The 26,326-nt window shown below is 60.8% G+C and carries 24 protein-coding genes; 11 read left to right on the top strand and 13 right to left on the bottom strand.

The window, feature by feature from the left end; genetic code table 11:
• Window positions 1-359 precede the first annotated feature (359 nt).
• From ccoG to AC2D8U_RS19765, 3 genes are all read right to left on the bottom strand, one after another.
• Window positions 360-1,772 (bottom strand): cytochrome c oxidase accessory protein CcoG, encoded by a 1,413-nt coding sequence (gene ccoG / locus AC2D8U_RS19775; RefSeq protein ID WP_484620808.1) that lies wholly within the window; start codon window positions 1,770-1,772, stop codon window positions 360-362.
• 89 nt (window positions 1,773-1,861) lie between these two features.
• The gene (locus tag AC2D8U_RS19770; RefSeq protein ID WP_484620807.1) at window positions 1,862-3,142 is read right to left on the bottom strand and encodes an NAD(P)/FAD-dependent oxidoreductase; all 1,281 of its coding nucleotides are present in this window, start codon (window positions 3,140-3,142) and stop codon (window positions 1,862-1,864) included.
• 11 nt (window positions 3,143-3,153) lie between these two features.
• Entirely contained in the window at window positions 3,154-4,533 is a 1,380-nt protein-coding gene (locus AC2D8U_RS19765) for a glutamine synthetase family protein (protein WP_484620806.1), read from the bottom strand.
• 267 nt (window positions 4,534-4,800) lie between these two features.
• Here AC2D8U_RS19765 and AC2D8U_RS19760 point away from each other — a divergent pair, with 267 nt between their 5' ends.
• From AC2D8U_RS19760 to AC2D8U_RS19735, 6 genes are all read left to right on the top strand, one after another.
• On the top strand, window positions 4,801-6,132 hold the full coding sequence (locus AC2D8U_RS19760) for a glutamine synthetase family protein (RefSeq protein WP_484620811.1): 1,332 nt from the start codon (window positions 4,801-4,803) through the stop codon (window positions 6,130-6,132).
• A 24-nt stretch (window positions 6,133-6,156) separates the two neighbouring features.
• Window positions 6,157-7,527, top strand: a complete 1,371-nt coding sequence (locus AC2D8U_RS19755; RefSeq protein WP_484620805.1) for an aspartate aminotransferase family protein — start codon at window positions 6,157-6,159, stop codon at window positions 7,525-7,527.
• Between the two features lie 29 nt (window positions 7,528-7,556).
• A complete protein-coding gene (locus AC2D8U_RS19750) occupies window positions 7,557-8,651 on the top strand; it encodes a polyamine ABC transporter substrate-binding protein (protein WP_484620804.1) in 1,095 nt (364 codons plus the stop codon).
• A gap of 118 nt (window positions 8,652-8,769) precedes the next feature.
• Window positions 8,770-9,903, top strand: a complete 1,134-nt coding sequence (potA, locus tag AC2D8U_RS19745) for a polyamine ABC transporter ATP-binding protein (RefSeq protein WP_484620803.1) — start codon at window positions 8,770-8,772, stop codon at window positions 9,901-9,903.
• On the top strand, window positions 9,900-10,820 hold the full coding sequence (gene potH, locus AC2D8U_RS19740; protein WP_484620802.1) for a putrescine ABC transporter permease PotH: 921 nt from the start codon (window positions 9,900-9,902) through the stop codon (window positions 10,818-10,820). The genes potA and potH overlap by 4 nt, the downstream gene beginning before the upstream one ends.
• Complete coding sequence (locus AC2D8U_RS19735) at window positions 10,817-11,653, top strand: ABC transporter permease subunit (RefSeq protein WP_484620801.1); 837 nt, start codon at window positions 10,817-10,819, stop codon at window positions 11,651-11,653. The genes potH and AC2D8U_RS19735 overlap by 4 nt, the downstream gene beginning before the upstream one ends.
• On the opposite strand, the gene AC2D8U_RS19730 is transcribed toward AC2D8U_RS19735, so the two are convergent.
• Complete coding sequence (locus AC2D8U_RS19730; protein WP_484620800.1) at window positions 11,604-12,503, bottom strand: LysR family transcriptional regulator; 900 nt, start codon at window positions 12,501-12,503, stop codon at window positions 11,604-11,606. The genes AC2D8U_RS19735 and AC2D8U_RS19730 overlap by 50 nt on opposite strands.
• 97 nt (window positions 12,504-12,600) lie before the next feature.
• Between AC2D8U_RS19730 and AC2D8U_RS19725 the strand changes: the two genes are divergently transcribed.
• Both AC2D8U_RS19725 and AC2D8U_RS19720 read left to right on the top strand, forming a co-directional pair.
• Window positions 12,601-13,770: an acyl-CoA dehydrogenase gene (locus AC2D8U_RS19725; protein ID WP_484620799.1), complete on the top strand. Its 1,170-nt coding sequence runs from the start codon at window positions 12,601-12,603 to the stop codon at window positions 13,768-13,770.
• A gap of 23 nt (window positions 13,771-13,793) precedes the next feature.
• Window positions 13,794-14,930, top strand: coding sequence for a CaiB/BaiF CoA transferase family protein (locus AC2D8U_RS19720; RefSeq protein WP_484620798.1), 1,137 nt, complete (start codon window positions 13,794-13,796; stop codon window positions 14,928-14,930).
• Between the two features lie 44 nt (window positions 14,931-14,974).
• On the opposite strand, the gene AC2D8U_RS19715 is transcribed toward AC2D8U_RS19720, so the two are convergent.
• Window positions 14,975-16,483, bottom strand: a complete 1,509-nt coding sequence (locus tag AC2D8U_RS19715; protein WP_484620797.1) for an aldehyde dehydrogenase — start codon at window positions 16,481-16,483, stop codon at window positions 14,975-14,977.
• Between the two features lie 100 nt (window positions 16,484-16,583).
• Window positions 16,584-17,126, bottom strand: a complete 543-nt coding sequence (locus AC2D8U_RS19710) for a cupin domain-containing protein (RefSeq protein ID WP_484620796.1) — start codon at window positions 17,124-17,126, stop codon at window positions 16,584-16,586.
• 252 nt (window positions 17,127-17,378) lie between these two features.
• On the opposite strand from AC2D8U_RS19710, the gene aptA reads away from it, so the two are divergent.
• The 3 genes from aptA to AC2D8U_RS19695 are packed head-to-tail and all read left to right on the top strand — an operon-like array spanning window position 17,379 to window position 20,938.
• Window positions 17,379-18,710 carry an omega-aminotransferase AptA gene (gene aptA, locus AC2D8U_RS19705; RefSeq protein ID WP_484620795.1) on the top strand — a complete coding sequence of 444 codons (1,332 nt, stop codon included), beginning with the start codon at window positions 17,379-17,381 and terminating at the stop codon, window positions 18,708-18,710.
• An 11-nt stretch (window positions 18,711-18,721) separates the two neighbouring features.
• Window positions 18,722-20,227: a CoA-acylating methylmalonate-semialdehyde dehydrogenase gene (locus AC2D8U_RS19700; protein ID WP_484620810.1), complete on the top strand. Its 1,506-nt coding sequence runs from the start codon at window positions 18,722-18,724 to the stop codon at window positions 20,225-20,227.
• Between the two features lie 15 nt (window positions 20,228-20,242).
• Complete coding sequence (locus AC2D8U_RS19695; protein ID WP_484620794.1) at window positions 20,243-20,938, top strand: glutamine amidotransferase-related protein; 696 nt, start codon at window positions 20,243-20,245, stop codon at window positions 20,936-20,938.
• 71 nt (window positions 20,939-21,009) lie between these two features.
• Here the strand turns inward: AC2D8U_RS19695 and AC2D8U_RS19690 are convergent, their stop codons facing one another.
• The 7 genes from AC2D8U_RS19690 to AC2D8U_RS19660 form a co-directional block, all read right to left on the bottom strand.
• Window positions 21,010-22,584, bottom strand: a complete 1,575-nt coding sequence (locus AC2D8U_RS19690) for a methyl-accepting chemotaxis protein (protein WP_484620793.1) — start codon at window positions 22,582-22,584, stop codon at window positions 21,010-21,012.
• Window positions 22,585-22,753: 169 nt separating this feature from the next.
• Window positions 22,754-23,083 carry a hypothetical protein gene (locus tag AC2D8U_RS19685; protein ID WP_484620792.1) on the bottom strand — a complete coding sequence of 110 codons (330 nt, stop codon included), beginning with the start codon at window positions 23,081-23,083 and terminating at the stop codon, window positions 22,754-22,756.
• Between the two features lie 3 nt (window positions 23,084-23,086).
• The gene (locus AC2D8U_RS19680) at window positions 23,087-23,398 is read right to left on the bottom strand and encodes a hypothetical protein (protein WP_484620791.1); all 312 of its coding nucleotides are present in this window, start codon (window positions 23,396-23,398) and stop codon (window positions 23,087-23,089) included.
• 5 nt (window positions 23,399-23,403) lie between these two features.
• Window positions 23,404-23,826 carry a hypothetical protein gene (locus tag AC2D8U_RS19675; RefSeq protein ID WP_484620790.1) on the bottom strand — a complete coding sequence of 141 codons (423 nt, stop codon included), beginning with the start codon at window positions 23,824-23,826 and terminating at the stop codon, window positions 23,404-23,406.
• A 99-nt stretch (window positions 23,827-23,925) separates the two neighbouring features.
• Window positions 23,926-25,221 (bottom strand): ATP-binding protein, encoded by a 1,296-nt coding sequence (locus AC2D8U_RS19670; RefSeq protein WP_484620789.1) that lies wholly within the window; start codon window positions 25,219-25,221, stop codon window positions 23,926-23,928.
• Window positions 25,218-25,940 carry a winged helix-turn-helix domain-containing protein gene (locus AC2D8U_RS19665; protein ID WP_484620788.1) on the bottom strand — a complete coding sequence of 241 codons (723 nt, stop codon included), beginning with the start codon at window positions 25,938-25,940 and terminating at the stop codon, window positions 25,218-25,220. Before AC2D8U_RS19665 ends, AC2D8U_RS19670 begins: the two co-directional genes overlap by 4 nt.
• Window positions 25,925-26,314: a DUF3019 domain-containing protein gene (locus tag AC2D8U_RS19660; RefSeq protein WP_484620787.1), complete on the bottom strand. Its 390-nt coding sequence runs from the start codon at window positions 26,312-26,314 to the stop codon at window positions 25,925-25,927. The genes AC2D8U_RS19665 and AC2D8U_RS19660 overlap by 16 nt, the downstream gene beginning before the upstream one ends.
• Between the last annotated feature and the right edge of the window lie 12 nt (window positions 26,315-26,326).

Here is a 26,326-nt window from a genome sequence, read left to right as displayed (position 1 = left end):
TGATGATTTCTCAATCCTACGTGAGTGCCCACACAGATTGTCTGACATATTGTTAAAGAGCTGCTCTTGCGAGCGTTGCTTCGTTGCCGAAGCAGGAGGCGTATAATACGCTGTTCTCCGTGGTTGTAAAGGGTGTTTTTCAACTTTCTTTGCAACCGTCGAGGTTTTAACCAGTGGGCGTCTAACCCTTGGTAGCCTTGGCTTTGCATCTCATTGAGTTGCTCGCTGTGCCCCGTCGACAGGAAGCGCATTATAGGGAGGAGATTCGTTCTCGCAAGGGTTTATTTGAAAAAATGGCACGTTCGAGCAAAAATCACCCCAAACGCGCCATTTTTGTACATTTCCGCTTTCTGATCAGTTTAAAGCCTGCCAATAAACCGGGATTTTGCACTTGCTGAAAGTGCCCCATCATCACTTTTCAATACGAAAATGATCTCTGTCATGGCCGTTTCCAGGTAATAGGGATCCACGGCGACGCTGATCGGCAGCGTATAGACCTCACCCGCCAAAACCTGGATCCGCTGTGCGCCTTGCCACTGCGGCTCTCGCAGCCCAGCCACGGTCAATTCAAATTCCCTGTCATGATCGGTTTTATTAAGGATCTTCAAGGTGTACACATTCTCAATCAAGCCATCCCGGGTCTCGCGGAACAGTTGGTTGCGATCTCTCAGTACGTCCAACTGCACCGGGGCCAGGGTCAACAGCATGTAGAGGAAAGCAATTAGGATCCCCCCCAGTGCCATCCCATACCCCACAAGTTTAGGGCGTCCCAGTCGCGATCTGCCGCCCTCCAGTTGATGCTCCGTGGTGTAGCTGATCAGGCCCTTGTCGTAACCCATCTTCGTCATCACATCATCACAGGTATCGATGCAAGCGCCGCAGTTGATGCATTCGTATTGAAGGCCATTACGAATATCGATGCCCGTGGGACAAACTTGAACGCAGAGGCTGCAGTCGATGCAGTCGCCAAGCCCCAAGGCTTTAGGATCCTGCTTACGTCCACGCGGACCTCGGGGTTCCCCACGCAGGCTGTTGTAGCCAACGATAAAGGTGTCCTTATCGAACATCACCGACTGAAAGCGAGCATAAGGGCACATATGCAGGCACATGATCTCGCGCATCCAGCCTGCATTACCATAGGTAGCCAGGGTGAAGAAGGCCCCCCAAAAGTAGATCCCCCCGGGTGCCTGACCGGTAAAGAAGTCGATATAGAGTTCCCGAGAGGGGTAAAAGAAGGAGATAAAGGTGAGTGAGGTGAGCAGGCTGATCGACACCCAGGCCGAGTGCTTAGCCGTTTTGCGCCACAACTTGTTCCAGTCCCAGGGCGCCTTGTCCAGTTTCATCCTCTTGTTGCGAGGCCCCTCGATCTTCTCTTCGAACCAGATAAAGATAAAGGTCCACACCGACTGGGGGCACATATAGCCACACCAGACCCTGCCTAAAAAGGTGGTAAAGAAGAACAGGGCAAACGCAGCCATCATAAAGAGAAAGGCCAGCAGGATCAGATCCTGGGGCCAAACGGTCAGGGCAAATACGTGAAACTTGCGCTGGGCCAGATCAAACAGGACCGCCTGACGGTCGCCCCAGGGAATCCAGGGCAGGATCAGAAACAGGCTGATCATGACCCAACCCATTCGCCGCCTTAGCTGGCTCCAGACACCATCCGTCTTACGAACATAGATGCGGTTACGCGGGTTAAAACGGTCAACGGCCGGATCGGTGGTCTTCACCTTGATCCGTTGAGCGGACTTGGGCGCTTTTTTCTGGTCCATAACTGCGAACCTTTCCCTAAAATAGCGGTTCCTATCCGCGCATTATATCAGCAAACACGCATCTATGTTTAGCGAAGGTTATCGTGCCGTTACAACAGATCTCGCATACGATACCAGGCCATGGCCAGCACCAGGGCAGGAGTCCTGAATAGACGCCCTCCCGGGAAATCCATATGGGGGATCTGTGCCAGAAGGTCAAACCGCTCGGCGGTTCCCGCCACCGCTTCCGCCATCAGAGTACCCGCCATCCCGGTCAGGGCGATCCCGTGGCCAGAAAATCCCTGAGCAAAAAAGATGTTATCCGCCAGCCGGCCAAAATGGGGGGCCCGGTTCACCGTGATCCCCACATAGCCACCCCAGGTATACGCCTGTTTGACGCCCTTGAGCTGGGGAAATACCCGGTGCATGCGTCGTGCCATGGTCCCGGCCAGGTTGACCGGATCCAGCTTGGAGTAGCTGACCCGGCCTCCAAACAGCATGCGGTGATCGCCGGACAGGCGGAAGTAATCCAGCACAAAATTGATGTCCGCTACCGCCATATTGTTGCGGATCAACTCTGCGGCTCGTTCGGCTCCCAGGGGCTCAGTCGCGGTAATATAGGTCCCCACCGGCATCACCTTGGACTCAACCTTGGGTGCCAGCCCCTCCATATAGGCGTTACAACACATCACGGCATACTTCGCCTTGAGTTGTCCCTGGGGCGTGTGCAGTGTCAGGGTGTCCCCCTGATCGATCTTGGTCACTGGGCTGTGCTCATAGAAGCGGGCCCCAGCCTTTTGTGCCGCCTTCGCCAGCCCCAGCGTGTAGTTTAACGGGTGCAGGTGGCCGGAATTGCTGTCATACAGGCCCCCGAGATAGGCTTGACTGCCGAGCTGGGCCTCGAGCTGAGCCCTGTCCCACATGCTCACACTCTGATAGCCATAATCCCGGGTCAGTTCCTCCTGCCAACCCTGCAGCTCTGCCATATGCCTGGGCTTCACCGCCACATGACAGTGGCCCATGGCCAGATCACACTGAATATTATGCTGAGCAATGCGCTGTTGAGTCTGGCTGACCGCTTCATCGGCGATCTGCCACAACTTAAGGGCATCATCCCGCCCCACCAAGCGGGCCAGCCTAGCCTGCTCTGTGGCATAGCCAAAAATCATCTGGCCACCACTGCGACCCGAGGCCCCCCAGCCGATCTTGGCCGCCTCAAGCACCGCGACCCGGTAGCCTCGCTGAGCCAACTCCAGCGCCGCAGACGCTCCGGTGATCCCGCTGCCCACGACGACCACATCAACCGTTTCACAACCTCTTAAAGGTGAACAATCCGTCTGTTCGTTGGCACTGGCGGCATAATAGGAATGGGCATGCTGTTGCTGTGTCATGTCAAACTCCGTCAAATGGTGTTTTGATACCACTGCAATTCAAGTGGGGTGATCTCCTGTTCGAAACGATCGATCTCAGCCTGTTTGACCTGGCCATAGATGGCACAAAACTCGCGACCAAGATATCGAGGCAGCAGGGCACTAGAGCGGAAATTATCCAGCGCTGTCTGCCAGCGGCAGGGCAGGGCATCCAGCCCGGAATCACCGGCGTTCCCCTCGATCGGTGCGGGCGCCGTCAGTTCCTCGGCCAGGCCGTGCACGGCGCCGGCCAGGGCCGCCGCACAAACCAGATAAGGGTTCGCATCGGCGCCCCCCAGGCGATGCTCGATGCGGGTATCCTGATGACTGCCATTGGGGATCCTCAATGCGACCGTACGGTTGTCGTAGCCCCAGCAGGGGCGGATCGGCACGAATGCATTAGGCTGGATCCGTCGATAACTGTTGGCATGGGGGGCAAACAGCAACTCACTGTCAGCCATCAGATGCAGCTGTCCTGCCAGCGCCTGTTTGAGCAGGGTTTCATTGGTGGCAAACAGGTTGTTGCCCTGGGGATCCAGCAGGCTCAGATGCAGATGCTGCCCCGATCCGGACAGCGACTGATGAGGCTTGGCCATAAAGGTCGCGCCATAGCCATACTTGGCGGCAACGGCCTTGATCACCCGCTTAAGCATCACCGCCTGATCACAGGCCGCTACCGCATCGGGCAGGTGCAACAGATTGATCTCGAACTGCCCCGGGGCGTACTCCGCTACTGCATTGGAGGCGGCGATCTCCTGGGACCGACAGACTGAGTTGACCTCATCGAGAAACCCTTCGAACTGGTCAAGATCATCCAGAGAATACACCTGGGTCGCCGCGGCCCGAGTACGGCCATCCGGTGTCAGAGGTGGCTGCAGTCCCCCCTCCTCGTTACGCTCCAAATCAACCAGGTAGAACTCGAGTTCCACCGCCACACAGGGGCGATACCCCAATGCCTCCATCTGTGCCACTACCCCCGCCAATACATTACGTGGCTCAGCCTGGTAAGGGCCCCCGTCGTTATCCACCATGGTCAACATCGCCTGGGCCATTGGCTTATCGTGCCAGGGAGCCGGATGCAGAGTCCCAGGCAGCAGAAAACAGCGACGATCCGCATCGCCGGTGGAAAACCCCAGGCCGGTCTCCTCCACCGTTTCGCCCGTAATATCGAGCCCGAATACCGAAGCGGGCAAACAGACCCCCTCCTTAACCGCTTTACCCAGTTGGCTCGGCAGGATCCGTTTACCCCGAAGGATCCCGTTAATGTCCGGCAGCACCAGATCGATGGCGGCCAGTTGCGGGTGCTGTTTAAGGAATTGCTCGGGCTGCAGGGGATCCTGCTGCGTAGGAACCAAATTTAAGTGTTTACTCATGGTTAACGTTCGCCCTCTATGCCCACCTTGGCTGGAAGTGGTTAAAACTACACCACAGTGTTTAGTAATATGCAACACAACTGAGATATAGCGCAAAAGCTACCGAGTTACATTTAGTTTAATAAACACCCTTGGTGTTGACATTCCTAAACTCCCGTGCAAAAAATGACAAGTCATGGATGCAAATGATGCGGTATTGCATTTAGTTTTCTAAACGGCGGCAACCGACCTCGGCCCGCCACTGAGGTGAACATGCATCGGGTTAACATGGAGCAGATCCGGGAATGGATCAAAGAGCATAAGATCACAGAGGTGGAGTGCCTGATCCCAGACTTCACCGGCAACGCCCGAGGCAAGATCCTGCCCGCAGACAAATTCATCAAAGAGCGGGGGATGCGACTGCCGGAAACCATCTTCGTCCAAACCGTAACCGGTGACTGGCCGGACGATGATGACATGATCGATCCCATCGAAAAGGACATGGTGCTGGCACCGGATCCCAAGACCCTGCGCTTTGTTCCCTGGGCCAGTGAACCCACAGGTCAGGTGATCCATGATTGCTATGACACCAAGGGCACCCCTGTCGACATCTCGCCCCGGGCCGTACTGCGCAAGATCCTTGCCCTCTATCAAGATAAGGGCTGGACCCCGGTGGTGGCACCGGAAGTGGAGTTTTTCCTGGTCAAAACCAATGAAGACTGGGATTACCCCCTGGAACCGCCCATCGGCCGGAACGGCCGCCCCGAGACCGCCCGTCAGTCCTTTTCCATCGATGCGGTAAACGAGTTCGACCCCATCTTCGAAGAGATGTACGACTTCTGTGAAGCCCAGGGGCTTGAGGTCGACACCCTGGTGCATGAGCAGGGCGCCGCTCAGATGGAGATCAACTTTCTCCACGGCGACGCGCTGGACCTGGCCGATCAGGTGTTTTTGTTCAAACGCACCATGCGAGAAGCGGCCCTGCGCCATAAGATCTACGCCACCTTTATGGCCAAGCCCATGGAGGAGGAACCCGGCAGCTCCATGCACATCCATCAGAGCATCGTCGATAGCCGGGGCAACAACATCTTCTCCGCTCCCGACGGCACCATGAGCCAATCCTTCCTCCACTACATTGCTGGCCTGCAAAAGTACTCCAAGGCTGCCATGGCCTTTTTCGCCCCAAACGTGAACTCCTACCGCCGCCTGCAGTTTGGTGACAGCGCCCCCACCAGTGTGGCCTGGGGGGTAGACAACCGAACCGTGGGGCTGCGCGTACCGGATTCGGAAGCCGATGCACGCCGAGTGGAAAACCGCTTTGGGGGTGCCGATGCCAACCCCTATCTGGCCATCGCCGCGACCTTGGCCTGTGGCTATCTGGGGATGATGGAGCAGCTTGAGCCGACCGCCCCCCTCACCACCAGCGCCTATGATCAGCCTTTTGCCCTCAACCGAACCCTGGAGGACAGCCTGATCGCCCTGGAGCAATGCCAGGCCCTCAGCGAGATCCTCGGTGAGCGTTTCGTCAAAGCCTTCGTCGCAGTGAAGCGAAAAGAGTACGAAACCTATTCCAAAGTGATCAGTTCCTGGGAGCGGGAATACCTGCTGCTCAACGTCTGATCACGACCCACAGGAGAGATGATAATGACCGGTGCCGCGAACAAAACCCGGGCCTGGCAGCAGCTGGATGCCGCCCACCACCTTCACCCTTTCAGTGACAACCAGGCGCTGAGCCAACAGGGCAGCCGAGTGGTGACCAAAGCCGAAGGCGTCTTTGTGACCGACTCAGAAGGACACGAAACCCTCGATGGGATGGCGGGTCTGTGGTGCGTCAACATGGGTTATGGCCAAGCTTCCCTGATAGAGGCCGCCACGCGGCAGATGCAGACGCTGCCCTACTACAACCTGTTTTTCCAAAGCACCCATCCAGCGGCCGCCGAGCTGTCGGCCCTGCTGGCCCACATCCTGCCGCCCCATATGAACCGGGTGTTCTATACCGGCTCAGGCTCTGAGTGCAACGATACCGTGGTTCGCATGGTGCGCCACTACTGGGCCAGCCAGGGCCAGCCCGACAAGCGGGTGATCATCAGTCGCCACAACGCCTACCACGGCTCCACCATGGCCGGTGCCAGCCTCGGCGGCATGACCCCCATGCACGAGCAGGGCGGTTTGCCCATCCCGGAGATCTGTCACATCGATCAGCCCTACCACTTCGGCGAGGGAAAGGGAGAGGATCCCAACGCCTTTGGCCTGGAGCGGGCCCGTCAACTGGAGCAGAAGATCCTGGAGCTGGGCGTCGATCGGGTGGCCGCTTTTATTGCCGAGCCGATCCAGGGGGCCGGCGGGGTCATAGTGCCACCGGACAGCTACTGGCCCGAGATCCAGCGGATCTGCGACCAGTACGGGATCCTGCTGATCTGCGACGAGGTGATCTGTGGATTTGGCCGAACCGGCGAATGGTTCGGCTGCCAACACTACGGGGTAACTCCGGATCTGATCTCCATGGCCAAGGGGATCACCTCGGGCTACCTGCCCCTGGGTGCCGTGGCGGTCAGTGACCGGGTTGCCCAGGGCTTGCTGGAGCAGGGGGGAGAGTTCAATCATGGTTTTACCTACTCGGGCCACCCCGCCGCCTGTGCCGTCGCCATTGCCAACATCCGGCTGATGCAGGAGCAGAACATCATCGAACGGGTCCGTACCGATATCGGCCCCTACCTGCAACAGGCCTGGGCGACCCTGGCCGATCACCCTCTGGTGGGTGAAACCCGTGGGGTTGGCATGATGGCTGCTTTGGAGCTGGTCGAGGATAAAGCCACCCATCAGGGTTTCGACAAAGAGAAGCAGGTCGGCATGCAGTGCCGCCAGGCCTGCATCGCCAATGGCCTCATTATGCGGGCCGTGGGCGACACCATGATCATTGCACCGCCGCTGATCATCAGCCGCACCGAAGTGGATCAGCTGGTTGCACGGGCAAGAAAGAGTCTCGACGATACGTGGCAGTCCTTGCACCGTTGAGCGCTAGATAAACGCAAAGGGAGCTACCAATGAAACTGATGCAAACGACTCTGGCCATCACCTTTGGTGCGCTGCTGGCCAGCACCGCCAGCGCCGCCGAAGAGAAGGTACTGCACGTCTACAACTGGTCGGATTATATTGCCGAAGACACCATCGCCAACTTCGAGAAAGAGACAGGGATCAGGGTGGTATACGACGTCTTCGACTCCAACGAGGTACTGGAAGCCAAGCTGCTCACCGGCAACTCCGGCTTCGATCTGGTGGTCCCCTCCAGTGACTTTATGGGGCGCCAGGCCCAGGCCGGCGCCTTCCAGAAACTGGACAGGAGCAAACTCAGCAATCACGGCAACCTGGACGGCAAGCTTCTGGCCCTGCTGGAGGACAAGGATCCCGGCAACCAGTATGCCGTTCCCTACCTCTGGGGCACCACGGGGATCGGCTACAACGAGGCCGCCATTGCCGAGCGCTTTGGGGAAGAGTACGAGGTCAACAGCTGGGACCTGGTGTTTAACCCTGAGATGATCAGCAAACTGGACTGTGGCGTGGCCTTTCTCAATGCTCCCACCGAGATCATCCCCGCCGCCATGCACTACCTGGGGCTGGATCCCAACTCCACCAACCCCAAGGCGATCAAGCCTGCGGAGGAGCTGCTGCTCAAGGTTCGTCCCTACATCACCTATTTCCACTCTTCCCAGTTCATCAATGACCTGGCCAATGGCGATATCTGCCTGGCCGTGGGCTGGTCCGGCGATATCCTGCAGGCATCGGATCGGGCGGAAGAGGCGGATAACGGGATCAGCATCGATTACGTGATCCCCCAGGAGGGCAGCCTGGTGTGGTTTGATCTGATGGCCATCCCTCGGGACGCCAAACATGTCGACAACGCCCATCAATTCATCAACTTTATGATGCGCCCCGAGGTCATGGCCGAGATCTCCAACTATGTCTGGTATGCCAACGCCATTCCAGCCTCGAAACAAGAGATCGACAGCGAGGTCACCTCTCACCCCGGGATCTATCCACCGCCTGCGCTGGAAGCCAAGCTGTGGAGCGCCAAGATCACCCCACCCAAGATGAGCCGAGCCTACACCTCAGCCTGGAACCGGATCAAAAAGGGCTCCTGAGGAGCCAGCAAAGAGCAGTACGGGCAGCGGGAACGTTTTAGGACCTGGGGGGGTGCTTCAGCCTCTTCCCGCTGCCGACCCCCTCAAGCCAACCAATTCAACCCCCACGGAGGGATCCATGGCTGCCCTGGAACACACTGAGTCCGTCGCCACCGCTGTCGGAAAGACACCCAAGCCCCTGTTACAGATCAAGGGGTTGAGTAAGTTGTTTGATGGCCATGCTGCCGTCGATGAGATCGATCTCACCATCTACGAGGGGGAGATCTTTGCCCTGCTTGGGGCTTCCGGCTGTGGCAAATCCACCCTGTTGCGCATGCTGGCCGGATTTGAGTCCCCCAGTGCCGGGCAGATCCTGCTGGATGGCCAGGATCTGGCGCAGATCCCCCCCTTTGAGCGGCCGGTCAACATGATGTTTCAGTCCTATGCCCTGTTTCCCCATATGACGGTGTGGGACAACATCGCCTTCGGCCTCAAACAGGATCGGCTGCCCAAGGCAGAGATCGCCCAACGGGTGGAGGAGATGCTCTCTCTGGTCCATATGGGCGACTATGCCCGGCGCAAACCCCACCAGCTCTCCGGCGGCCAGCGCCAGAGGGTTGCCCTGGCCCGCAGCCTGGCCAAGCGGCCCCGCCTGCTGCTGCTGGATGAGCCCATGGGCGCCCTGGACAAGAAGTTGCGGGAGAAGATGCAACTGGAGGTGGTAGATATCCTGGAGCGGGTCGGGGTGACCTGCGTCATGGTGACCCATGATCAGGAGGAGGCAATGACCATGGCGTGGCGCATCGCCGTGATGGATCGGGGCCGCCTGGTTCAGGTTGGCAAACCCAAAGAGATCTACGAAACCCCCAACTGCCGCATGAGCGCCGAGTTTATCGGCTCGGTCAACATCTTCGAAGGCACCCTGGCCGAGAAAGATGGCGACACCCTGCGCTGTCCCCAGCTACCCACCCCTATCCAGCTGGATCACCCCCAGTCGGCGCCCGCAGACACCGCCCTGATGGTGGCCGTACGTCCGGAAAAGATCACTCTGACCCGAGACTTCCCCAGCAACGCCGACAACGCCTGCCAAGGCCGGATCGAGGACATCGCCTATCTGGGGGGCCAATCCATCTACCATGTTCGCCTGCCCTCTGGCGCCAAGTTGACCGCCACCCGCCCCAATGTGGATCGTCTGCGCAATGGCCAGCCGGTCTGGGAGGAGCAGATCTGGCTCAGCTGGCCCAGTGACGCCGGTGTGGTGCTGACCCTATGAATATTGTGAATAAACTCCAGCACTCCTGGCGCAAACGACGGTTTGGCCGTGCCATGGTGATCGCCATCCCCTATGGCTGGATGGCCATGTTCTTCCTGATCCCGTTCGCCATCGTGTTCAAGATCTCCCTGTCCGAGGCACAGATCGCCATTCCCCCCTACAGCGATCTGATCAGCCTGATCGACGATAAGATCCAGATGGTGCTGAACATCAGCAACTATGACTATCTGTTCGAAGACGATCTCTACATCGACAGCTACCTGCAATCGGTCAAGATCGCCGCCCACTCGACCCTGTTCTGCCTGCTGATGGGCCTGCCCATCGCCTGGGCCATCGTCCACTCCACCCCCGCCAGCCGCAACCTGCTGCTGATGCTGATCATCCTGCCCAGCTGGACCTCCTTTCTGATCCGGGTCTACGCCTGGATCGGGATCCTGAAAAACAACGGCCTGATGAACAACCTGCTGCTCTGGCTGGGGGTGATCGATCAGCCGCTGCAGATCCTCCACACCCCCTGGGCGGTGTACATCGGCATCGTCTACGCCTACCTGCCCTTTATGATCCTGCCCCTCTACAGCGCCCTGATGCGGCTGGACTACAGCCTGGTGGAAGCGGCCCAGGATCTCGGCGCCCGGCAATGGACCATCTTCCTGACCGTGATCCTGCCCGCCATCAAGAGCGGCCTGATCGCCGGCGCCATGCTGGTGTTCATTCCAGCCGTCGGAGAGTTTGTGATCCCCGAGCTACTCGGTGGCCCCGACTCCCTGCTGATCGGCCGGGTTCTGTGGCAGGAGTTTTTCAATAACCGGGACTGGCCGGTGGCCTCCGCCGTGGCCATCGTCATGCTGCTGCTGCTGATGGTGCCAATCCTCTGGTTCCATCGCTACCAGACCCGTGAACTGGAGGGCAACGCATGACCCCAATCCCACCCAGCCAGTCGCCCGTGCGCAAACTGATCCTGGCCCTGGGGCTGCTGTTTCTCTATGGCCCCATCCTGATCCTGGTGATCTACTCGTTCAACAGCTCCCGCCTGGTCACCGTCTGGGCAGGGTTCTCCACCCAGTGGTATGGCGAGCTGTTCCGTGACAGCCTGATGATGAACGGGGTGTTCCTCAGCCTGACCATCGCCTTTATGGCCGCCAGTGCCGCCGTGGTGTTGGGGACCATCGCCGCCTTCGTCATGACCCGGATGGGCCGCTTCCGTGGCGAAACCCCCTTCGCCTTTATGATCACCGCCCCCCTGGTGATGCCCGAAGTGATCACCGGCCTCTCCCTGCTGCTGCTCTTCGTCGCCATGGCCCAGAGCATGGGCTGGCCCACCGAGCGCGGCTTTATCACCATCTGGATCGCCCACACCACCTTCTGCTCCGCCTATGTCGCCATTGTCGTCGCCTCACGGCTGCGGGAACTGGATCTCAGCGTGGAGGAGGCGGCCCAGGATCTGGGGGCACCGCCGCTCAAGGTGTTCTTCCTGATCACCCTGCCCTCCATCGGACCGGCACTGCTGGCCGGCTGGCTGCTGGCCTTCACCCTGTCGCTGGACGATCTGGTGATCGCCAGCTTCGTCTCCGGCCCCAGCGCCTCGACACTGCCCATGGTGGTGTTCTCCTCGGTGCGGCTGGGGGTCAGCCCCAAGGTCAACGCCCTGGCCACCCTGATCATCGCCGCGGTGGCCGTCGCCGCCTTCGCCGGCTGGTGGCTTATGGCCCGGATGGAGAAACGGCGTCAGGCGGAGATGCAGCCGCAGTGAGGTGATCGACAAAGGCCTGGTTGGCTCGGCTCAGACTGCGTCCCGACAACCAGGCCAGCGCCAGCGCGATGGGGGGCTCACCGGCCAGCGGCACCCCCACCAGGCCCGGCTCCTGCCGGGCCATCATCGCCAAGCCGATCCCGATCCCCACTCCCTGGCGCACCATGCGGGCGATCAGCGGCAGGAAGTTGGTCTCCAACTTGAGATCCGGTTCGATCCCCTGGACCCGGCACAGCGCATCGAGCCGCTGACGCAGGTGATACTCCCGCTCATACACCACCATGGGTTGGCCAGCCAGATCCGTCACCGGCACCTCACGCCTCGACGCCCAGGGGTGATGCTCCGGCAGCAGCAGTACCAGGTGCTCAATCAGCAGGGGACAGCTTGCCAGACGCGGATGCTCGCCGGGAACCACTACTCCCAACTCCACACTGCCCGCCTCGAGTTGTTGAGCGATGGCATGGGTGCCAGCCTGACCCACAGATGCACTGAGGCCAGGATGGCGGGCCAGAAACGGCGCCAGCAGATCGGGCAGGGCATAATTGGCCAGCATGGCAGGACAGGCCAGGGTGACGGTGCCGATCAGCAACCCCCTGGCTTCGCCTAACACCCCCTTAAAGCGCCGCATCTCCTCCAGCACACGAACCGCCTGTTGATAGGCCAGCTGCCCCTCGGCGGTCAGCCGGGCCCCGCGCCGATCCCGCTGCAGCAGGGTGCATCCCACTCTTTGCTCCAGCTTCTGCAGGGCAATGCTCACCGCGGGCTGAGCCATATGCAGAGTCCGGGCCGCGGCACTGAGGCTGCCCAGCTGGGCCACGGTCACGAAGATCTCAAGCTTCCTGATTTCCATATCTTACTTATATGCAAGCCATATCCGATATATAGTTTATATATTGAACAGGCCGCCCTAAGCTACTCCTATTGTCGAGATCCCCAAGGAGTGTGTGATGGCATGGAGCAAGATGATTTGGCAGGACCCTTTCCTGCTGGAGCAGCAGCTTACGGAAGAGCAACGACTGATCCGGGACAGCGCACGGGCCTATGCCCAGCAACAGCTGGCCCCTCGGGTGCAGGCCGCCTACCGACAGGAACAGACCGATCCGGCGATTTTTCGTGAGATGGGGGAGTTGGGGCTGCTGGGTGCCACCCTGGCGGACCATGGAGCGGGCGTGGATTACACCAGCTACGGCTTTATCGCCCGGGAGATAGAGCGGGTCGACTCCGGCTATCGCTCCATGATGAGTGTGCAATCCTCTCTGGTGATCTACCCCATCCACGCCTTTGGCAGCGAGCAGCAGAAGAGCCGCTACCTGCCGGGACTGATCTCGGGCCAGCAGATCGGCGCCTTTGGCTTGACCGAGCCGGATCATGGCTCGGATCCCGGCGCCCTGCGTACCCGCGCCCGCAAGGTGGCCGGTGGCTATCGTCTGAGCGGCAGCAAAACCTGGATCACCAACAGCCCCATCGCCGATCTCTTCGTGGTCTGGGCCAAGGATGACCAGGATCAGATCCGCGGCTTTATTCTGGAGCGCGGCATGGCGGGCCTGAGCACCCCCAAGATCGAGGGCAAGCTGGCCCTGCGCACCTCGGTGACCGGGGAGATCGTGATGGATGAGGTGCACGTCGATGAGGCCCAGTGCCTGCCGGGTGTCGCGGGGCTGAAAGGCCCCTTCAGCTGCCTCAACCATGCCCGCTACGGCATCGCCTGGGGGGCCATGGGCGCCGCCGAAGCCTGCTGGCACACGGCCCGGGACTATGTCATGAACCGCACCCAGTTCGGTCGTCCCCTGGCCGCCACTCAGCTGGTACAGACCAAGCTGGCCAATATGCAGACCGAAATTGCCCTGGGACTGCAGGGGGCGCTGCGGGCAGGCCAGATGATGGATCAGGGCAGCATTCCGCCGGAGCTGATCTCACTGATGAAACGCAATAACTGCGGCAAGGCGCTGACCATCGCCCGGGTTGCCCGGGACATGCTGGGCGGCAATGGGATCAGCGACGAGTACCCGGTAATGCGCCACCTGTGCAATCTCGAAGTGGTCAACACCTACGAGGGCACCTATGACATTCACGGGCTGATCCTCGGTCGCAGCCAGACCGGGATCCCGGCCTTTTAACCCTCAGTGAAAGGAGTCACGACATGGGTGCATTAACCGGCATCAAGGTGCTGGACCTCTCCCGAGTGCTGGCGGGTCCCTGGGCTGGCCAGCTGCTGGCGGATCTGGGGGCGGAGGTGATCAAGGTGGAGCGCCCCGGCCGGGGTGACGACACTCGGGCCTGGGGCCCGCCCTTTGTTCCGGCCCCGGACGGCGGCGACAGTAACACCTCCGCCTACTTTGCCTGCGCCAACCGGGGAAAACGCTCCCTCTGCCTGGATCTGAGCCAAGCGGCAGATCAGATCCGCTGCCGCGAGCTGGCCCGGGAAGCGGACGTGCTGATCGAGAATTTCAAGGTCGGCGACGCAGACCGCATGGGACTGGGCTATGACCGCCTGTGTGCGGAGAACCCCGGGCTGATCTACTGCAGCATCACGGGATTTGGCCAGACCGGCCCCTACCGCCAGCGACCCGGCTATGATCTGCTGGTGCAGGCCATGGGCGGCCTGATGAGCGTCACGGGGGCCCCCGATGGCGGTGCCCAGAAGGTGGGAGTGGCGGTCACCGACATCATGACCGGCCTCTACGCGACGGTGGGGATCCTGGCCGCCCTGCAGGAACGAGCACGTTCGGGACTGGGCCAACAGATCGATCTGGCCCTGCTCGACGTCACCGTCGCCACCCTGGCCAACCAGGCCAGCAACTGGCTGGTGGGCAAACAGCCACCAGACCGATTGGGCAACGCCCACCCCAATATCGTGCCCTACCAGAGCTTCGCCTGCAGCGACGGTGAGCTGGTGCTGGCCGTCGGCAACGACGCTCAGTTTGCCCGCCTGTGTGAGTTGATCGGGGAGCCCAAATGGGCCGAGGATCCCCGCTTCGTCACCAATGCCGCCCGCCTGGCTCACCGCGACACCTTGATCCCGGCCCTGGCCCGCCGTTTTCTCTCGGCACCCCGGGATCGCTGGCTGAGCCAGCTGGAGCAGGCGGGGATCCCGGCTGGGCCGATCAACAGCGTCCCCGAGGCCCTGGCGGATCCTCAGCTGCAGGCCCGGGAGATGTTGATCCAACTGGAGGACGATCTGGGCCGGACCATCCCCATGGTGGGCAATCCCATCAAGCTGTCCCGAACCCCGGTGACCTACCACACCGCCCCCCCAAGGCTGGATCAGGGGAAATGATCTCAGCACAGCCCACCGCTTGGCGGCTGTGCTCCTCGTCCTGACTACAGCTGGATCCAGGTGCTTTTCAGCTCGGTGTACTTCTCCATGGCGTGGAGTGACTTGTCCCGGCCATTACCGGACTGCTTGTAGCCGCCAAAGGGCATGGTCATGTCACCGCCGTCCCAGTTGTTGACGAATACGGTGCCCGCCCGCAGGGCCCGTGAAGCCTGGATCGCCGTGGTCATCTCTGAGGTCCAGATCCCTGCCGCCAGGCCAAAGTCGCTGTCATTGGCGATCGCTACCGCCTCCTCCACGCCGTCGAAGCCGATCACCGCCAGCACAGGGCCAAAGATCTCCTTCTGGGCGATGGTCATGCTCGGTGTCACCCCGGTAAAGATGGTGGGAGCGATAAAATAGCCGCCGCTATCGCATTTCACCGCCTCGCCGCCACACAGCAGGGTGGCGCCCTCACTTTGAGCGATCTCGATATACCCCAGGATCTTCTGCATCTGGGCTTGATCGACGATGGCCCCCATGGGGGTAGCCGGATCCAGCGGATCTCCCGGTTGCCAGCGGGCAGCCTCGGCCGCCAGCTTATCGACAAACGCCTCGGCTATCTGATTGTCCAGCAGCAAGCGGGAGGCGGCGGTACACACTTCGCCCTGGTTATAGAAGATGGCACTGGCCGCCGTGGCCGCCGCCCTGTCGAGGTCCGCCACATCGGCACAGACGATCTGGGCACTCTTGCCCCCGCACTCCATAAAGGCCCGCTTCATATTGCTGCGACCGGCGCATTCGAGCAGGTGCTTGCCCACGCCGGTGGAGCCGGTAAAGGTGATGCAGTCGACGTCCATGTGCATCGCCAGCGCCTCCCCCACTGTGTGGCCAAAGCCCGGCAGCACCTGAAACACACCGGCGGGGATCCCGGCCTGATGTGCCAATTGGGCCAGATAGAGGGCGCTGAGGGGAGATTTTTCCGAGGGCTTGAGGATCACACTGTTACCGGTGGCCAGGGCCGGCCCCAGTTTCCAGGCCGCCATCACCAGGGGGAAATTCCAGGGCACCACGGCTGCCACTATCCCCAGGGGCTCCCGGGTTACCAGGGCCAGGGCTTCCCGCTCCACCGGCGCCACCTCATCATAGATCTTGTCGACGGCTTCGGCGTGCCAGCGTATGCTGCGGGCGCAGGCAGGGGCATCATAGCTAAGCGCATCGCCGATGGGCTTGCCCATATCCAGCGACTCCAGCAGGGCCAGGGTTTCCCTATGCTGATCGATCAGATCGGCCCAGTGCAACAAAATGCGCTTGCGCTCAGCCGGGGAGCGGTGCTGCCAGCGGCCATCTTCAAAGGCGGTACGGGCAGCTTTCACCGCCCGTTCGGCATCCTCGAGATCGCAGCTGGCCACCTGGGCGAGCACGTCACCGGTCGCCGGATTGACCGTTTCGAAACGCGCCCCCTTGAGCGCATCCACAAACGCCCCATCAATAAACGCCTGGCAGGGAAAGTCCAATGTTCGGGCCCGCTCCTGCCAGCGGGCATGCTCCTGTTCCATCCTTCCTTGAACCGTCATAACGGGCTCCCATCCTCTCCATAGGTATGCTCAACATAATAAACACCTATGGGGAAGTAAAGATAGAGAGCGGAAGGAGGGCGGGAAGATCTTGGCCGACTCAGAAACTGGGGGGCGTATTGGCCGTCACCAGCTCCAGGGGACCCTCGCCGACATTGCGAAAACGGTGGGCACGCTGGCTGTCGAAGTAGAAGCCATCCCCGGGTCCCAGGATCTGCACCTCATTATCCACGGTCAGCTCCAGCTGGCCACAGATCACCACACCACACTCCTCCCCCTCATGGCGCAGCATGTCCGGGCCGGTATCTGTGCCCGCCGGCATGGTTTCATGCAACATGCCGATGGCCCGCCCCTTGATGCTGTGTCCCACCAGTTTGTAGCTGACGCTGGCGGAGCCGATATCCGGCATCTCCTCGGCACGAAACACCACCTGGGAAGCGCTGGCCTCCTCCATGTCAAAGAAGCTGGTAAGGGAAACCGAGATCCCATCCAACACCTTTTTCAACGAGGCCACCGAAGGGCTGACTGCATTGTTCTCAATCTGGGAGATAAAGCCATTGGTGACGCCCGTGCGTTTGGCCAGCTCTCGCTGGGACAGGCCGGCATTGAGGCGTAGGGCCCGCAAACGGTGTCCTATATCCATGCTGATGATCCCACTCCTTGCTCTTACCCCGAATGCCTGTGGCCGGCGGGGTCAAAAAGAAATCACTCTCGCCTGCTTGTCAGGTGAGACCGTTTAATATTATTCTCTGATTGTTAATTATCCTATAACACTGTGGGGCAAGAGTGAACCGCGGGGAACCCCCGCCAGAGCGAACGCCTCACTTTTTTTGCACAGTTGCGTTTAATTTAATAGCCAAGATGCGGTAACGGCTTGTCGAGTACAGGAGAGGGTATGAAACCAGTCAACGAGATCCCGTCGCCGGATGATCTGTCCGCATTCTGGATGCCATTCACCGCCAATAAGGCGTTCAAAGCCGCCCCCCGCATGCTGGTCTCCGCCAAGGGGATGCACTACCACAGTGAGGATGGACGTCCCATTCTCGATGGTACCGCCGGGCTCTGGTGCTGCAACGCCGGCCATGGCCGCCAGCCCATCATCGAGGCGGTGCAGCAGCAGATCGCTCACCTGGATTACGCGCCGCCGTTCCAGATGGGGCACCCACTGGCGTTTGAGTTTGCCCAGCAACTGACCCAGCTCAGCCCACAAGGGATGGATCATGTCTTCTTCACCAATTCGGGCTCCGAGTCCGTCGACACCGCCCTGAAGATCGCCCTGGCTTACCACCGCCTGCGGGGTGAAGGGAGCCGTACCCGGCTGATTGGCAGAGAGAAGGGCTACCACGGAGTGGGCTTTGGCGGGATCTCCGTGGGCGGGATCACCAACAACCGGAAAGTTTTCGGCAGTCTGTTGACCGGCGTGGATCACCTGCCGCATACGCTGAACATCGAACGGGACGCCTTTACCCAGGGACTCAAACCCTATGACACCAGCCTGGCCGATGCCCTGGAGGGGATCGTGGCCCTGCACGATGCCAGCAACATCGCCGCCGTGATCGTCGAGCCCATTGCCGGCAGCGCCGGGGTGATCATCCCTCCCATGGGCTACCTGCGCCGCCTGCGGGAGATCTGTGATCGCCATGGGATCCTGCTGATCTTCGATGAGGTGATCACCGGCTTTGGTCGGCTTGGCAGCCCTTTTGCAGCCCAGGAGTTCGATGTTCTGCCGGACATGATCACCAGTGCCAAGGGGCTGACCAACGGCGCCATTCCCATGGGAGCCGTGTTTGTCCGCAACGAGATCTACGATGCCTTTATGGAGCAGGGGGGCCCGGCTATCGAGCTGTTTCACGGCTACACCTATTCAGGCCACCCGGTGGCCGCCGCCGCTGGTCTGGCGACCCTGCAACTCTACCGGGAGGAGCGGTTGTTTGAGCGGGCCCGGGAGCTCTCCGGCTACTGGCAGGAGGGGCTGCATGCCCTGCGGGATCGGCCCCATGTCATCGACATCCGCAACTACGGCCTGGTCGGCGCCATCGAGTTGGCCCCCCTTGCCAACGCGCCGGGCAAACGGGCCTTCGAGGTGTTCACTCGGGCCTTTGAGCTGGGTGCCCTGATCCGGGTGACCGGGGACACCATCGCCCTGTCCCCCCCACTAATCATCGAAAGGCACCAGATCGACCAGTTGCTGAGCATCCTGTCAGATGCCCTGAGCCAAACCCAATAATCGAGGTAATGATGAGGCAAATCGACAACCATATCGGCGGCAAAGTGCTGCCCAGTCACAGCGGCCGTCAGGGCCAGGTATTCAACCCCGCCAACGGCGAAGCGATCGCTCGAGTGGGCCTCTCCAGTACCCAGGAGGTTATCGCCGCCGTGGCCGTGGCCAAGGCGGCACAGCCGGCCTGGGGCGATACCCCGCCCCTGCAGCGGGCGCGAGTGCTGTTTCGCTTCAAGGCGCTGATGGAGGCACACAGGGAGGAGCTGGCCGCGCTGATCAGCGAAGAGCATGGCAAGGTGCTGTCCGATGCCCACGGCGAGCTGGTTAGGGGTCTGGAGGTGGTGGAGTTTGCCTGTGGGATCCCTCACCTGCTCAAGGGCGAGCACAGTCAGAATGTGGGCACTGCGGTCGACAGCCACAGCCTGATGCAGCCGCTGGGGGTCTGCGTCGGGATCACCCCGTTCAACTTTCCCGCCATGGTGCCCCTGTGGATGTTTCCCGTCGCCCTGGCCTGTGGCAACAGCTTCATTCTCAAGCCATCGGAGCGGGACCCCAGCCTGGCGGGACGCATGGCTGATCTGCTACAGCAGGCAGGCCTGCCAGACGGCGTATTCAACGTGGTGCATGGCGATGTCGAAGCGGTGAATGCCCTGATCACCCATGAGGATGTGGCGGCCATCAGCTTTGTCGGCTCCACCCCCATCGCCGAGACCATCTACCGGATCGGCAGTGAGCATGGCAAGCGGGTTCAGGCCCTGGGCGGGGCCAAGAACCATATGTTGGTGATGCCGGATGCGGATCTCGACGGGGCGGTGGATGCCCTGCTGGGCGCCGCCTATGGTGCCGCCGGAGAGCGCTGCATGGCGATCTCCGTGGCGGTCGCCGTCGGCGAAGCCACCGCCGATGCCCTGATCGCCAAGCTGGCCCCCAAGGTCGCCGCCCTGAGGGTGGGCCCAGGCATGGCCCATCTGCAGCAGGATCAGGCGGAAAACCAGATGGGGCCGGTGATCACTCAGGCCCACAAGGAGCGGATCCTCGACTTTATCGAATCGGGCCTGGAGCAGGGTGCCGAGTTGGTGGTGGATGGTCGCGGCCAGGCCGCACAGGGACCGGGCTATTTCCTCGGCGGCAGCCTGTTTGATCGGGTTCAGCCCGATATGCGGATCTACCGGGAGGAGATCTTCGGCCCGGTGCTGGCGGTGGTGCGGGTCCCGGATTATGAAACCGGCCTGGCCCTGATCAACGAACACGAATACGGCAATGGCACGGCGATCTTTACCCGGGATGGTGATGCGGCCCGGGACTTCTCTCACCGGGTGCAGGTGGGTATGGTAGGGGTAAATGTGCCCATCCCGGTCCCCATGGCGTTCCACAGCTTTGGCGGCTGGAAGCGCTCGGTGTTTGGCCCGCTCAATGTCCATGGCAGCGATGGCGTGCGCTTCTACACTCGAATGAAAACCGTGACCGCCCGCTGGCCCCGGGGAGATGGGCGGGCAGACTTTGTGATCCCCACCATGAAGTGAGGGAAAGGAGGGAGCATGCAGATAGGGATATTGGATTGTGACAAGGTGGACCCTGCCCTGGCCATTCAATACGGCCAGTATGGGGAGATGTTTGTCCGTGGCCTGGGTCGCCAGGCACCGACACTGGGCTTTCGGATCTACGATGCCCAGTGCGGCACCTTGCCTCCGCCGGAGGCGCACCCTGCCTGGGTGATCACCGGCAGTCGCCACAGCGCCTACGAGCCGCTCGACTGGATCACCCGACTGCAACACTGGGTTCGCCAAGCCGCCGACAGCCGGGCCAAGGTGGCCGGGATCTGCTTCGGCCATCAGGTGATCGCCCAGGCGCTTGGCGGCCGGGTCGCCAAGGCCGAAGTGGGGTGGGGCATGGGGGCCTATCCGACAGAGAAGATCGGCAACGCCCCCTGGCTGGATCCGGATCCCCGGCTCTACCTGCTTTCCTCCCATCAGGATCAGGTGGTGCAATGCCCCCCCAACAGCCGGTTGCTGTACCGCAGCGACTTTTGCCCCAACTACAGCTTTGCCATTGGTGATCGCTTTTTCACCGTACAGGGCCACCCGGAATTTGAGCCCGGCTACAACCGGGCACTGGCCGAGAAACGGCGTGAGCAGATCGGCGAAGCCGTCTACCAGCAAGCCATGCTGTCACTGGAGGCGCCAGCCGACTCGGATCGCTTCCTCGCCAGCCTGGTGCGTTTCCTGACGGCCTGACCGGCCCCAGTTCCCAGCATTGCCGGAGCCCCATTACTCCGGCCTTTTTCATTGGGCCGCCCAGGCGGGTCTCACGCCGACTCTTCGGCGCGAAACCCGATGCGCAATCCCCCCCAATGCCGTCCAGCGATATAGATCGGCACCGACAGATCGTGCATCACCTCTCCGGTATCCCGTTTGTAGGTCTGCAACAGCAAGGTTTGCTGGTGGCGTGCACAACGCAGCCCGGTGGGATCATCGAATTTTCGCTTGTTTCGACAATGCTGACGGTCCCAGTCGGGATCCCCGCTGGCCACCTGGCTGAAACAGAGATTATGGGTGGGCGCATAGCCCCGGCCATCAACCGCAATGGCGAACACCACCGAGGATTCCGCCTCCAGCAGGGGCTCCAGAAATGCCGGAAAATGCCGATCCGTGTAGTCATCAAAGTCGGTGTGATATTGAACCGGACTGGTGCCGTCGATGGGGCGGTATTCCGGCGCAAACAGGCCCTGCTCGGACAGTTGCTGTGACGCTATGCCCTGAGCCAGAGCGTCGCCACACTGATCCGCCGCCCGCCGGGCCAGCTGGTAGAGTCGGGCACTGAGGCACGCCATGGGCCAGGTTTGAAGGGCCTGGAATATCCCTTCACAGCGCTCAGAGACCTGCATCGCTTCACCGGAGATCGCCTCCCCCCTGTGGTGGGTGGTATCGATGGCTTGCTGCATCCGCTCGGTTGCCAGCGCGATCTCCCGGCTCGTCTCACTGTGCTGAGACAGGGCAACCTCTATCTGTTCACAGGCCTGACTTGCCTGCTCAACCCCTGTGGCCAACTCATCCATTCGAGTGGTGATCCCGGAGACCGCAGACAGCGCCGTCGTGGTCTGCTCAACCAGTTGACCTATGGCATGGCTGGTCTGCTCCGCATCGGAGCGGATCTCCAGGCTCATCTGGGCGATATCCTCGGTGGCGCTGGCCGTCTTGTTGGCCAGGGCCCGCACCTCATCGGCCACCACGGCAAACCCCCGCCCCTTGTCACCGGCCCTCGCTGCCTCGATGGCGGCATTGAGCGCCAACAGGTTGGTCTGCTTGGCAACATTGCTGATCACCTGAGTGATCCCGTCAATCCGCTCCGTCTTGGCAGCCAGGGCGTGGGATCGCTTCGAGGCCTTCTGCAGCCGACGCTCCAGCAATACCATCACCTCCCGCCCGGCACCCGCCTGACTGCAACTGTCCTGTCCCAGTGTTCCTGCCTGCCGAATGTTGGTCAGCAGGGCGCTGGCATGGCGCCTCAGTTCGCCGATGGTTTGATTTAACTGGGCGCTGGCCGATGCGATCCGCACCGCCGAATCCCGGTTATCTCCGATTTGATCGCCCAGGGTATCCACATGCCCCGAGACCTCTGCGGCACCGATGGCGATCTGCCGGGCCAACCCCTCTATCTGCTCAGCACTGGCCAGATCCTGCGTTCCCCAGATCACCGGCTGTTGTCGTGACAGGCCCAACCGATGAAGTCCATACAGACTCCCACAAGCGGCCAGCGCCACGCCCAGGCTTGCTCCGCCCAGCAGATCAGGAAAAGCCCATGCGATCAGCCAGATCAGCCCGATGGCCGCCAGCAAGATCCCCATGGCTCCCGGTAAAAGATAGCGACTCTCCTTGTCCATCTCACTTTCCCCACTCTTTCGGTCCCACCATATTACGAAGAGCCAGGATCCCTTCCCATTCCACCTTTGGCTCAGGGCCGTGAGGCCGAAGCCGTTGTCAGCACAAATAGCCCCAACCCGCAGGCATAAAAAAGCCCACGGCAAACGTGGGCTCTCTGTTGAAGCTCAATCAGGACTGACACAGCCCCTTGATGCGGATGCTGTTGGTCCAGTGAAACCAGTTGTGTGCCGTCGAGTACTGAGTGTTCACGGCACTGATCCGCCCCGGACAGCGGGCCTGCAAACGCTGGTAGGCTTCATCCACATAACCTGTGTCGCTGGCAAACCCCATCACCACCTTCTGCTGGGTGTGAACCTCGATCCACTCGCCGTTGCCCTCCAATGTGGCCAAAGGGTCACTGCTGAGCTGAGACATGTGCACACTGCTGGTGCATCCTCCCAGTACACCGGCCAGGAGCAGGGCACCCAGGATACGGGGCCGTATCAAGCTAGGATTCATGGATTAGCCCTCGTTACAGTAGGCCTGGGCGATCACTTCACGCTTGAACACCAGGAAATAGGCGGTGGTCTGGTGCTTGGTCATCACCCCTTCGATCCGACCATTGGGACATTGGGCCCGCAGCTCGGCCACCGCCTTGTCGGCAAAGGCGTTGCTAAAAGCGATACCAAACACGTTCCAGTCTTCCGCCTGGGCGGTGATCAGGGTGTCACGCTCGGCAGGCACCTGAGTCAGGGAAACCGTATTGAGGCCCACACAACCGCTCAGGCCCAGCAGCACAACGGCCCCCATGGCCACTTTCTTCAAGATATTCATACCACTCACTTCTGTTCACCTATGCAGTAACCGTCGATCCGCACCACTTCGCCACTGATGGGTCCGGCGTGGGTCGCTTCACGGATGGAGGTCAATCCGGTCATTTGACCTGAGGGACACTGCTCCAGCACCATCGCCAGCAACCCCTCGGCATACGCTTCGTTATTGACCGGATTGCCGGTTCGAGGCCCCATGTTGGCCAGCGCAATGATGAACGCCAGGGCTTCCAGCTCTTCCTTGTGCTTTTCCGATGCCAATTCGGCCCCCATCTCCGCCAGCTTGGAGGCTTCGATCCCCAGCTCACTGATCTGCACAGAAAAGGGGGTCAAAGCCCCCCGGGACTGATCGATCTCACCGATCTGCATATGGTGCAGGTTGGAGCAGCCACTGGCGATCAACACAGCAAACGAAAGCCACAGGGTTCTCATCAATTCGCATCCCAATAGGGTTCAATTCAAAGTTGGCCGCAAGCCTATCCTGTTGTGCATGCTCCGTCTGTATCTGACTGTATCCTCTCTGGTCAAAATTCAATCCAGATCACGAACTGTGCAGCTTTTTTCACCAAACAGGAGGTCCATGGCGGCGCCCCCTAAATGTTCGGAGCGCTCAATCACCAGGCGATCCCCCAGCCAGTCAGCGATGCGGACCACGATGGCCAGCCCCATGCCATGGCCGGCATTGTCCCGGCTGCTGCGCCCCCGGACAAAGGGCTTTATCACCTGCTCCCGCTCCATATCGGCAAACCCCTCCCCGTCATCTTCCACCCGGATCCGGATCTGCTCATTCGTCACCATCAGGCTGATCCGCACCCGCTTTCGTCCATAGCGCAAGGCATTGCTGATCAAGTTGTTAATCTGCATCGCCAGGTAGCGGGGATCCGTCTGGATCCACACCGGCCACGCCACCCCCTCAAACTGGATCCTTGGCTCCTCGCCATACTCTTTGGCCAAGAGATCGGCGAGCCAGGCATTAAGCTCGGTTTTTTGCCGTTGGGGGATCACATGGGACTGCTCCAGCTTGGCGTACTGCAACAACAGGTTGATCAGTTCCTCCATACTGGTCAGATCCCGATCCAGGCGCTGCAGGTAACGCGCTCGTTGAGGCTCGCTGCTGGCTTCCTCCAGGGCTTCCAGGCCGAAGCGCAGGCGCGCGATGGGGGTTTTCAGATCATGAGAGACGGCGCGGCTGAGCAAGCGATTGTCCTCGATCAGCTGCTCTATGCGCTCGGCCATCCGGTTGAAGTCTCGCTCCAGGCTGTTGAGGTAGGAGCCGCGCCGCAACACCACTCGGCGAGCCAGATCGCCTTCCCCCATCGCCCTGGCCGTATCACTCAGGTGATCGATTCGACGCAACAAAGGGATCAGCCACAGCAGCAGGATCCCCACCACGCCCGCATAGAAGAGGACGGTGAGCAGGGTATGGATCACGGCCCATGGCTCCTCCCCTGAGGCAGGGAAAGCCAGGCGAAAGTAGAGCTGATGCTCGGGCAGCCAGCCATACAAGGCGTAGCCCAACTCACTCTCCAGCACCAGGGGTTCGCCTTCATGCAGTTGGCTGGTGAGGGAAGCCGGCAGGGGCAGGGAAGTGACCAGCTGCAAGTCACCGCTGGGCTGCCACCCGGCGATCAGACCCTCGGGATCGGGCGCCTGCCTCAGCATGGCCTGCAAACCATCGAACACCGCCCGCTGACCGGGCAGGAGTTGCTCCTGATGATCCGCGACAAACAGGGATCTCAGCTGCTCAGAGAGTTCGCCAAGCCCCCAGGTCAAGCCACCGATGGCCAGCACCACCCCCAGCAAGAGTGACAGGATCAGGCGCTTCACTTCGGCTCCGCTCCCGGCTCCCGGCAAAACAGGTAGCCCTGTCCGCGGATGGTCTTGATCTGATAGGGCAGGTTGGGGATCGCTTTGAGTTTTTTACGTAAACGGGAGATGCGGATATCGATGGAGCGATCGAAACCGTCGTAGTCGATGCCGCGCAATTGGCTGATCAACTCAGTCCTGGGCACCACCTCCCCGCTGCGGGCCGCCAGCAGCCAGAGCACCTCGAACTCATTGGTGGACAGTGCAAAGGGGGCCCCATCCACCGTCGCGGACTTGGCGGCAGGATCCAACGTCAGGGGACCAAAACTATGGTGCGACTCGGTCATGGCCGATGGCCGGGCCAGCAGTTTATGGATCCGCGCTAACAGCACCCTGGGTCGAACCGGCTTGGTAACATAGTCATCCGCCAGCGCCAGCCCCTGGATCTCATCGCTGTCCTCGCTGCTGGCCGTCATCATCAGGATTGGATTCTGGAACGCGGGCCGCACCGCCCGGCACACGGCGAAGCCATCCAGCACCGGCAGCATCAGATCCAACAGCACCAGATCCGGGGTTTCATCCCGGATCAGTTCAACCGCGACATCGCCCCGGGTGGCAACCGTCACCAGGAAACCATGATCGATCAGATAATCGCTGATCCACTCCAACAGAGAGGGATCGTCCTCCACCACCAGGATGTGCCCGGCGTTTTGCTCCAGTTCGCTCAGAATAACCTCCAACCCGTCGGACGGACCCCTTTGGCCTTGTAAACCCAGGCCACCTCAAATACACGCTCCGCCAGGAGCCGCTCGCCCTGGCGCAGCTGGAACACCGTCGAGCGCTCTCCACGAAAGTTGTACTCCCAGCGCGCACTGGCCACTCCTTGCCAGCACTGCAGGGGCGTATCCTGGGTATCGACATAAAGGCAAACCTCCCCCGATATCCCGGCGGACCACAGGATCCCCAGCCGCTGCTGGCAGATCTGCCCTCGATTCAGGGCCACACACTGGGAAGGATCCAGCTCCAGCAACGCCGGTCCTCCCTGTGCCGCTTTCCCCAATAGGGGCAAGATCAGCAGGGAAGCGAACAACACACCATGGAAGAGTTTGATCACTCGCGCCCCCCC

The organism is Ferrimonas sp. YIN67 (assembly GCF_057219095.1).
This window is presented reverse-complemented; position numbering and strand designations above follow the sequence as displayed.

What these genes read in the sequence shown, in the direction of transcription:
- AC2D8U_RS19725 (WP_484620799.1), top strand. Translation starts at nt 12,601, where the DNA reads ATGGCATGGAGCAAGATGATTTGGCAGGACCCTTTCCTGCTGGAGCAG.
- AC2D8U_RS19755 (WP_484620805.1), top strand. Translation starts at nt 6,157, where the DNA reads ATGACCGGTGCCGCGAACAAAACCCGGGCCTGGCAGCAGCTGGATGCC.
- AC2D8U_RS19715 (WP_484620797.1), bottom strand. Translation starts at nt 16,483, where the DNA reads ATGACGGTTCAAGGAAGGATGGAACAGGAGCATGCCCGCTGGCAGGAG.
- aptA (WP_484620795.1), top strand. Translation starts at nt 17,379, where the DNA reads ATGAAACCAGTCAACGAGATCCCGTCGCCGGATGATCTGTCCGCATTC.
- AC2D8U_RS19765 (WP_484620806.1), bottom strand. Translation starts at nt 4,533, where the DNA reads ATGAGTAAACACTTAAATTTGGTTCCTACGCAGCAGGATCCCCTGCAG.
- AC2D8U_RS19770 (WP_484620807.1), bottom strand. Translation starts at nt 3,142, where the DNA reads ATGACACAGCAACAGCATGCCCATTCCTATTATGCCGCCAGTGCCAAC.
- AC2D8U_RS19675 (WP_484620790.1), bottom strand. Translation starts at nt 23,826, where the DNA reads ATGAGAACCCTGTGGCTTTCGTTTGCTGTGTTGATCGCCAGTGGCTGC.
- AC2D8U_RS19730 (WP_484620800.1), bottom strand. Translation starts at nt 12,503, where the DNA reads ATGGAAATCAGGAAGCTTGAGATCTTCGTGACCGTGGCCCAGCTGGGC.
- potH (WP_484620802.1), top strand. Translation starts at nt 9,900, where the DNA reads ATGAATATTGTGAATAAACTCCAGCACTCCTGGCGCAAACGACGGTTT.
- AC2D8U_RS19690 (WP_484620793.1), bottom strand. Translation starts at nt 22,584, where the DNA reads ATGGACAAGGAGAGTCGCTATCTTTTACCGGGAGCCATGGGGATCTTG.
- AC2D8U_RS19700 (WP_484620810.1), top strand. Translation starts at nt 18,722, where the DNA reads ATGAGGCAAATCGACAACCATATCGGCGGCAAAGTGCTGCCCAGTCAC.
- AC2D8U_RS19750 (WP_484620804.1), top strand. Translation starts at nt 7,557, where the DNA reads ATGAAACTGATGCAAACGACTCTGGCCATCACCTTTGGTGCGCTGCTG.
- AC2D8U_RS19680 (WP_484620791.1), bottom strand. Translation starts at nt 23,398, where the DNA reads ATGAATATCTTGAAGAAAGTGGCCATGGGGGCCGTTGTGCTGCTGGGC.
- AC2D8U_RS19695 (WP_484620794.1), top strand. Translation starts at nt 20,243, where the DNA reads ATGCAGATAGGGATATTGGATTGTGACAAGGTGGACCCTGCCCTGGCC.
- potA (WP_484620803.1), top strand. Translation starts at nt 8,770, where the DNA reads ATGGCTGCCCTGGAACACACTGAGTCCGTCGCCACCGCTGTCGGAAAG.
- AC2D8U_RS19710 (WP_484620796.1), bottom strand. Translation starts at nt 17,126, where the DNA reads ATGGATATAGGACACCGTTTGCGGGCCCTACGCCTCAATGCCGGCCTG.
- AC2D8U_RS19735 (WP_484620801.1), top strand. Translation starts at nt 10,817, where the DNA reads ATGACCCCAATCCCACCCAGCCAGTCGCCCGTGCGCAAACTGATCCTG.
- AC2D8U_RS19685 (WP_484620792.1), bottom strand. Translation starts at nt 23,083, where the DNA reads ATGAATCCTAGCTTGATACGGCCCCGTATCCTGGGTGCCCTGCTCCTG.
- ccoG (WP_484620808.1), bottom strand. Translation starts at nt 1,772, where the DNA reads ATGGACCAGAAAAAAGCGCCCAAGTCCGCTCAACGGATCAAGGTGAAG.
- AC2D8U_RS19760 (WP_484620811.1), top strand. Translation starts at nt 4,801, where the DNA reads ATGGAGCAGATCCGGGAATGGATCAAAGAGCATAAGATCACAGAGGTG.
- AC2D8U_RS19720 (WP_484620798.1), top strand. Translation starts at nt 13,794, where the DNA reads ATGGGTGCATTAACCGGCATCAAGGTGCTGGACCTCTCCCGAGTGCTG.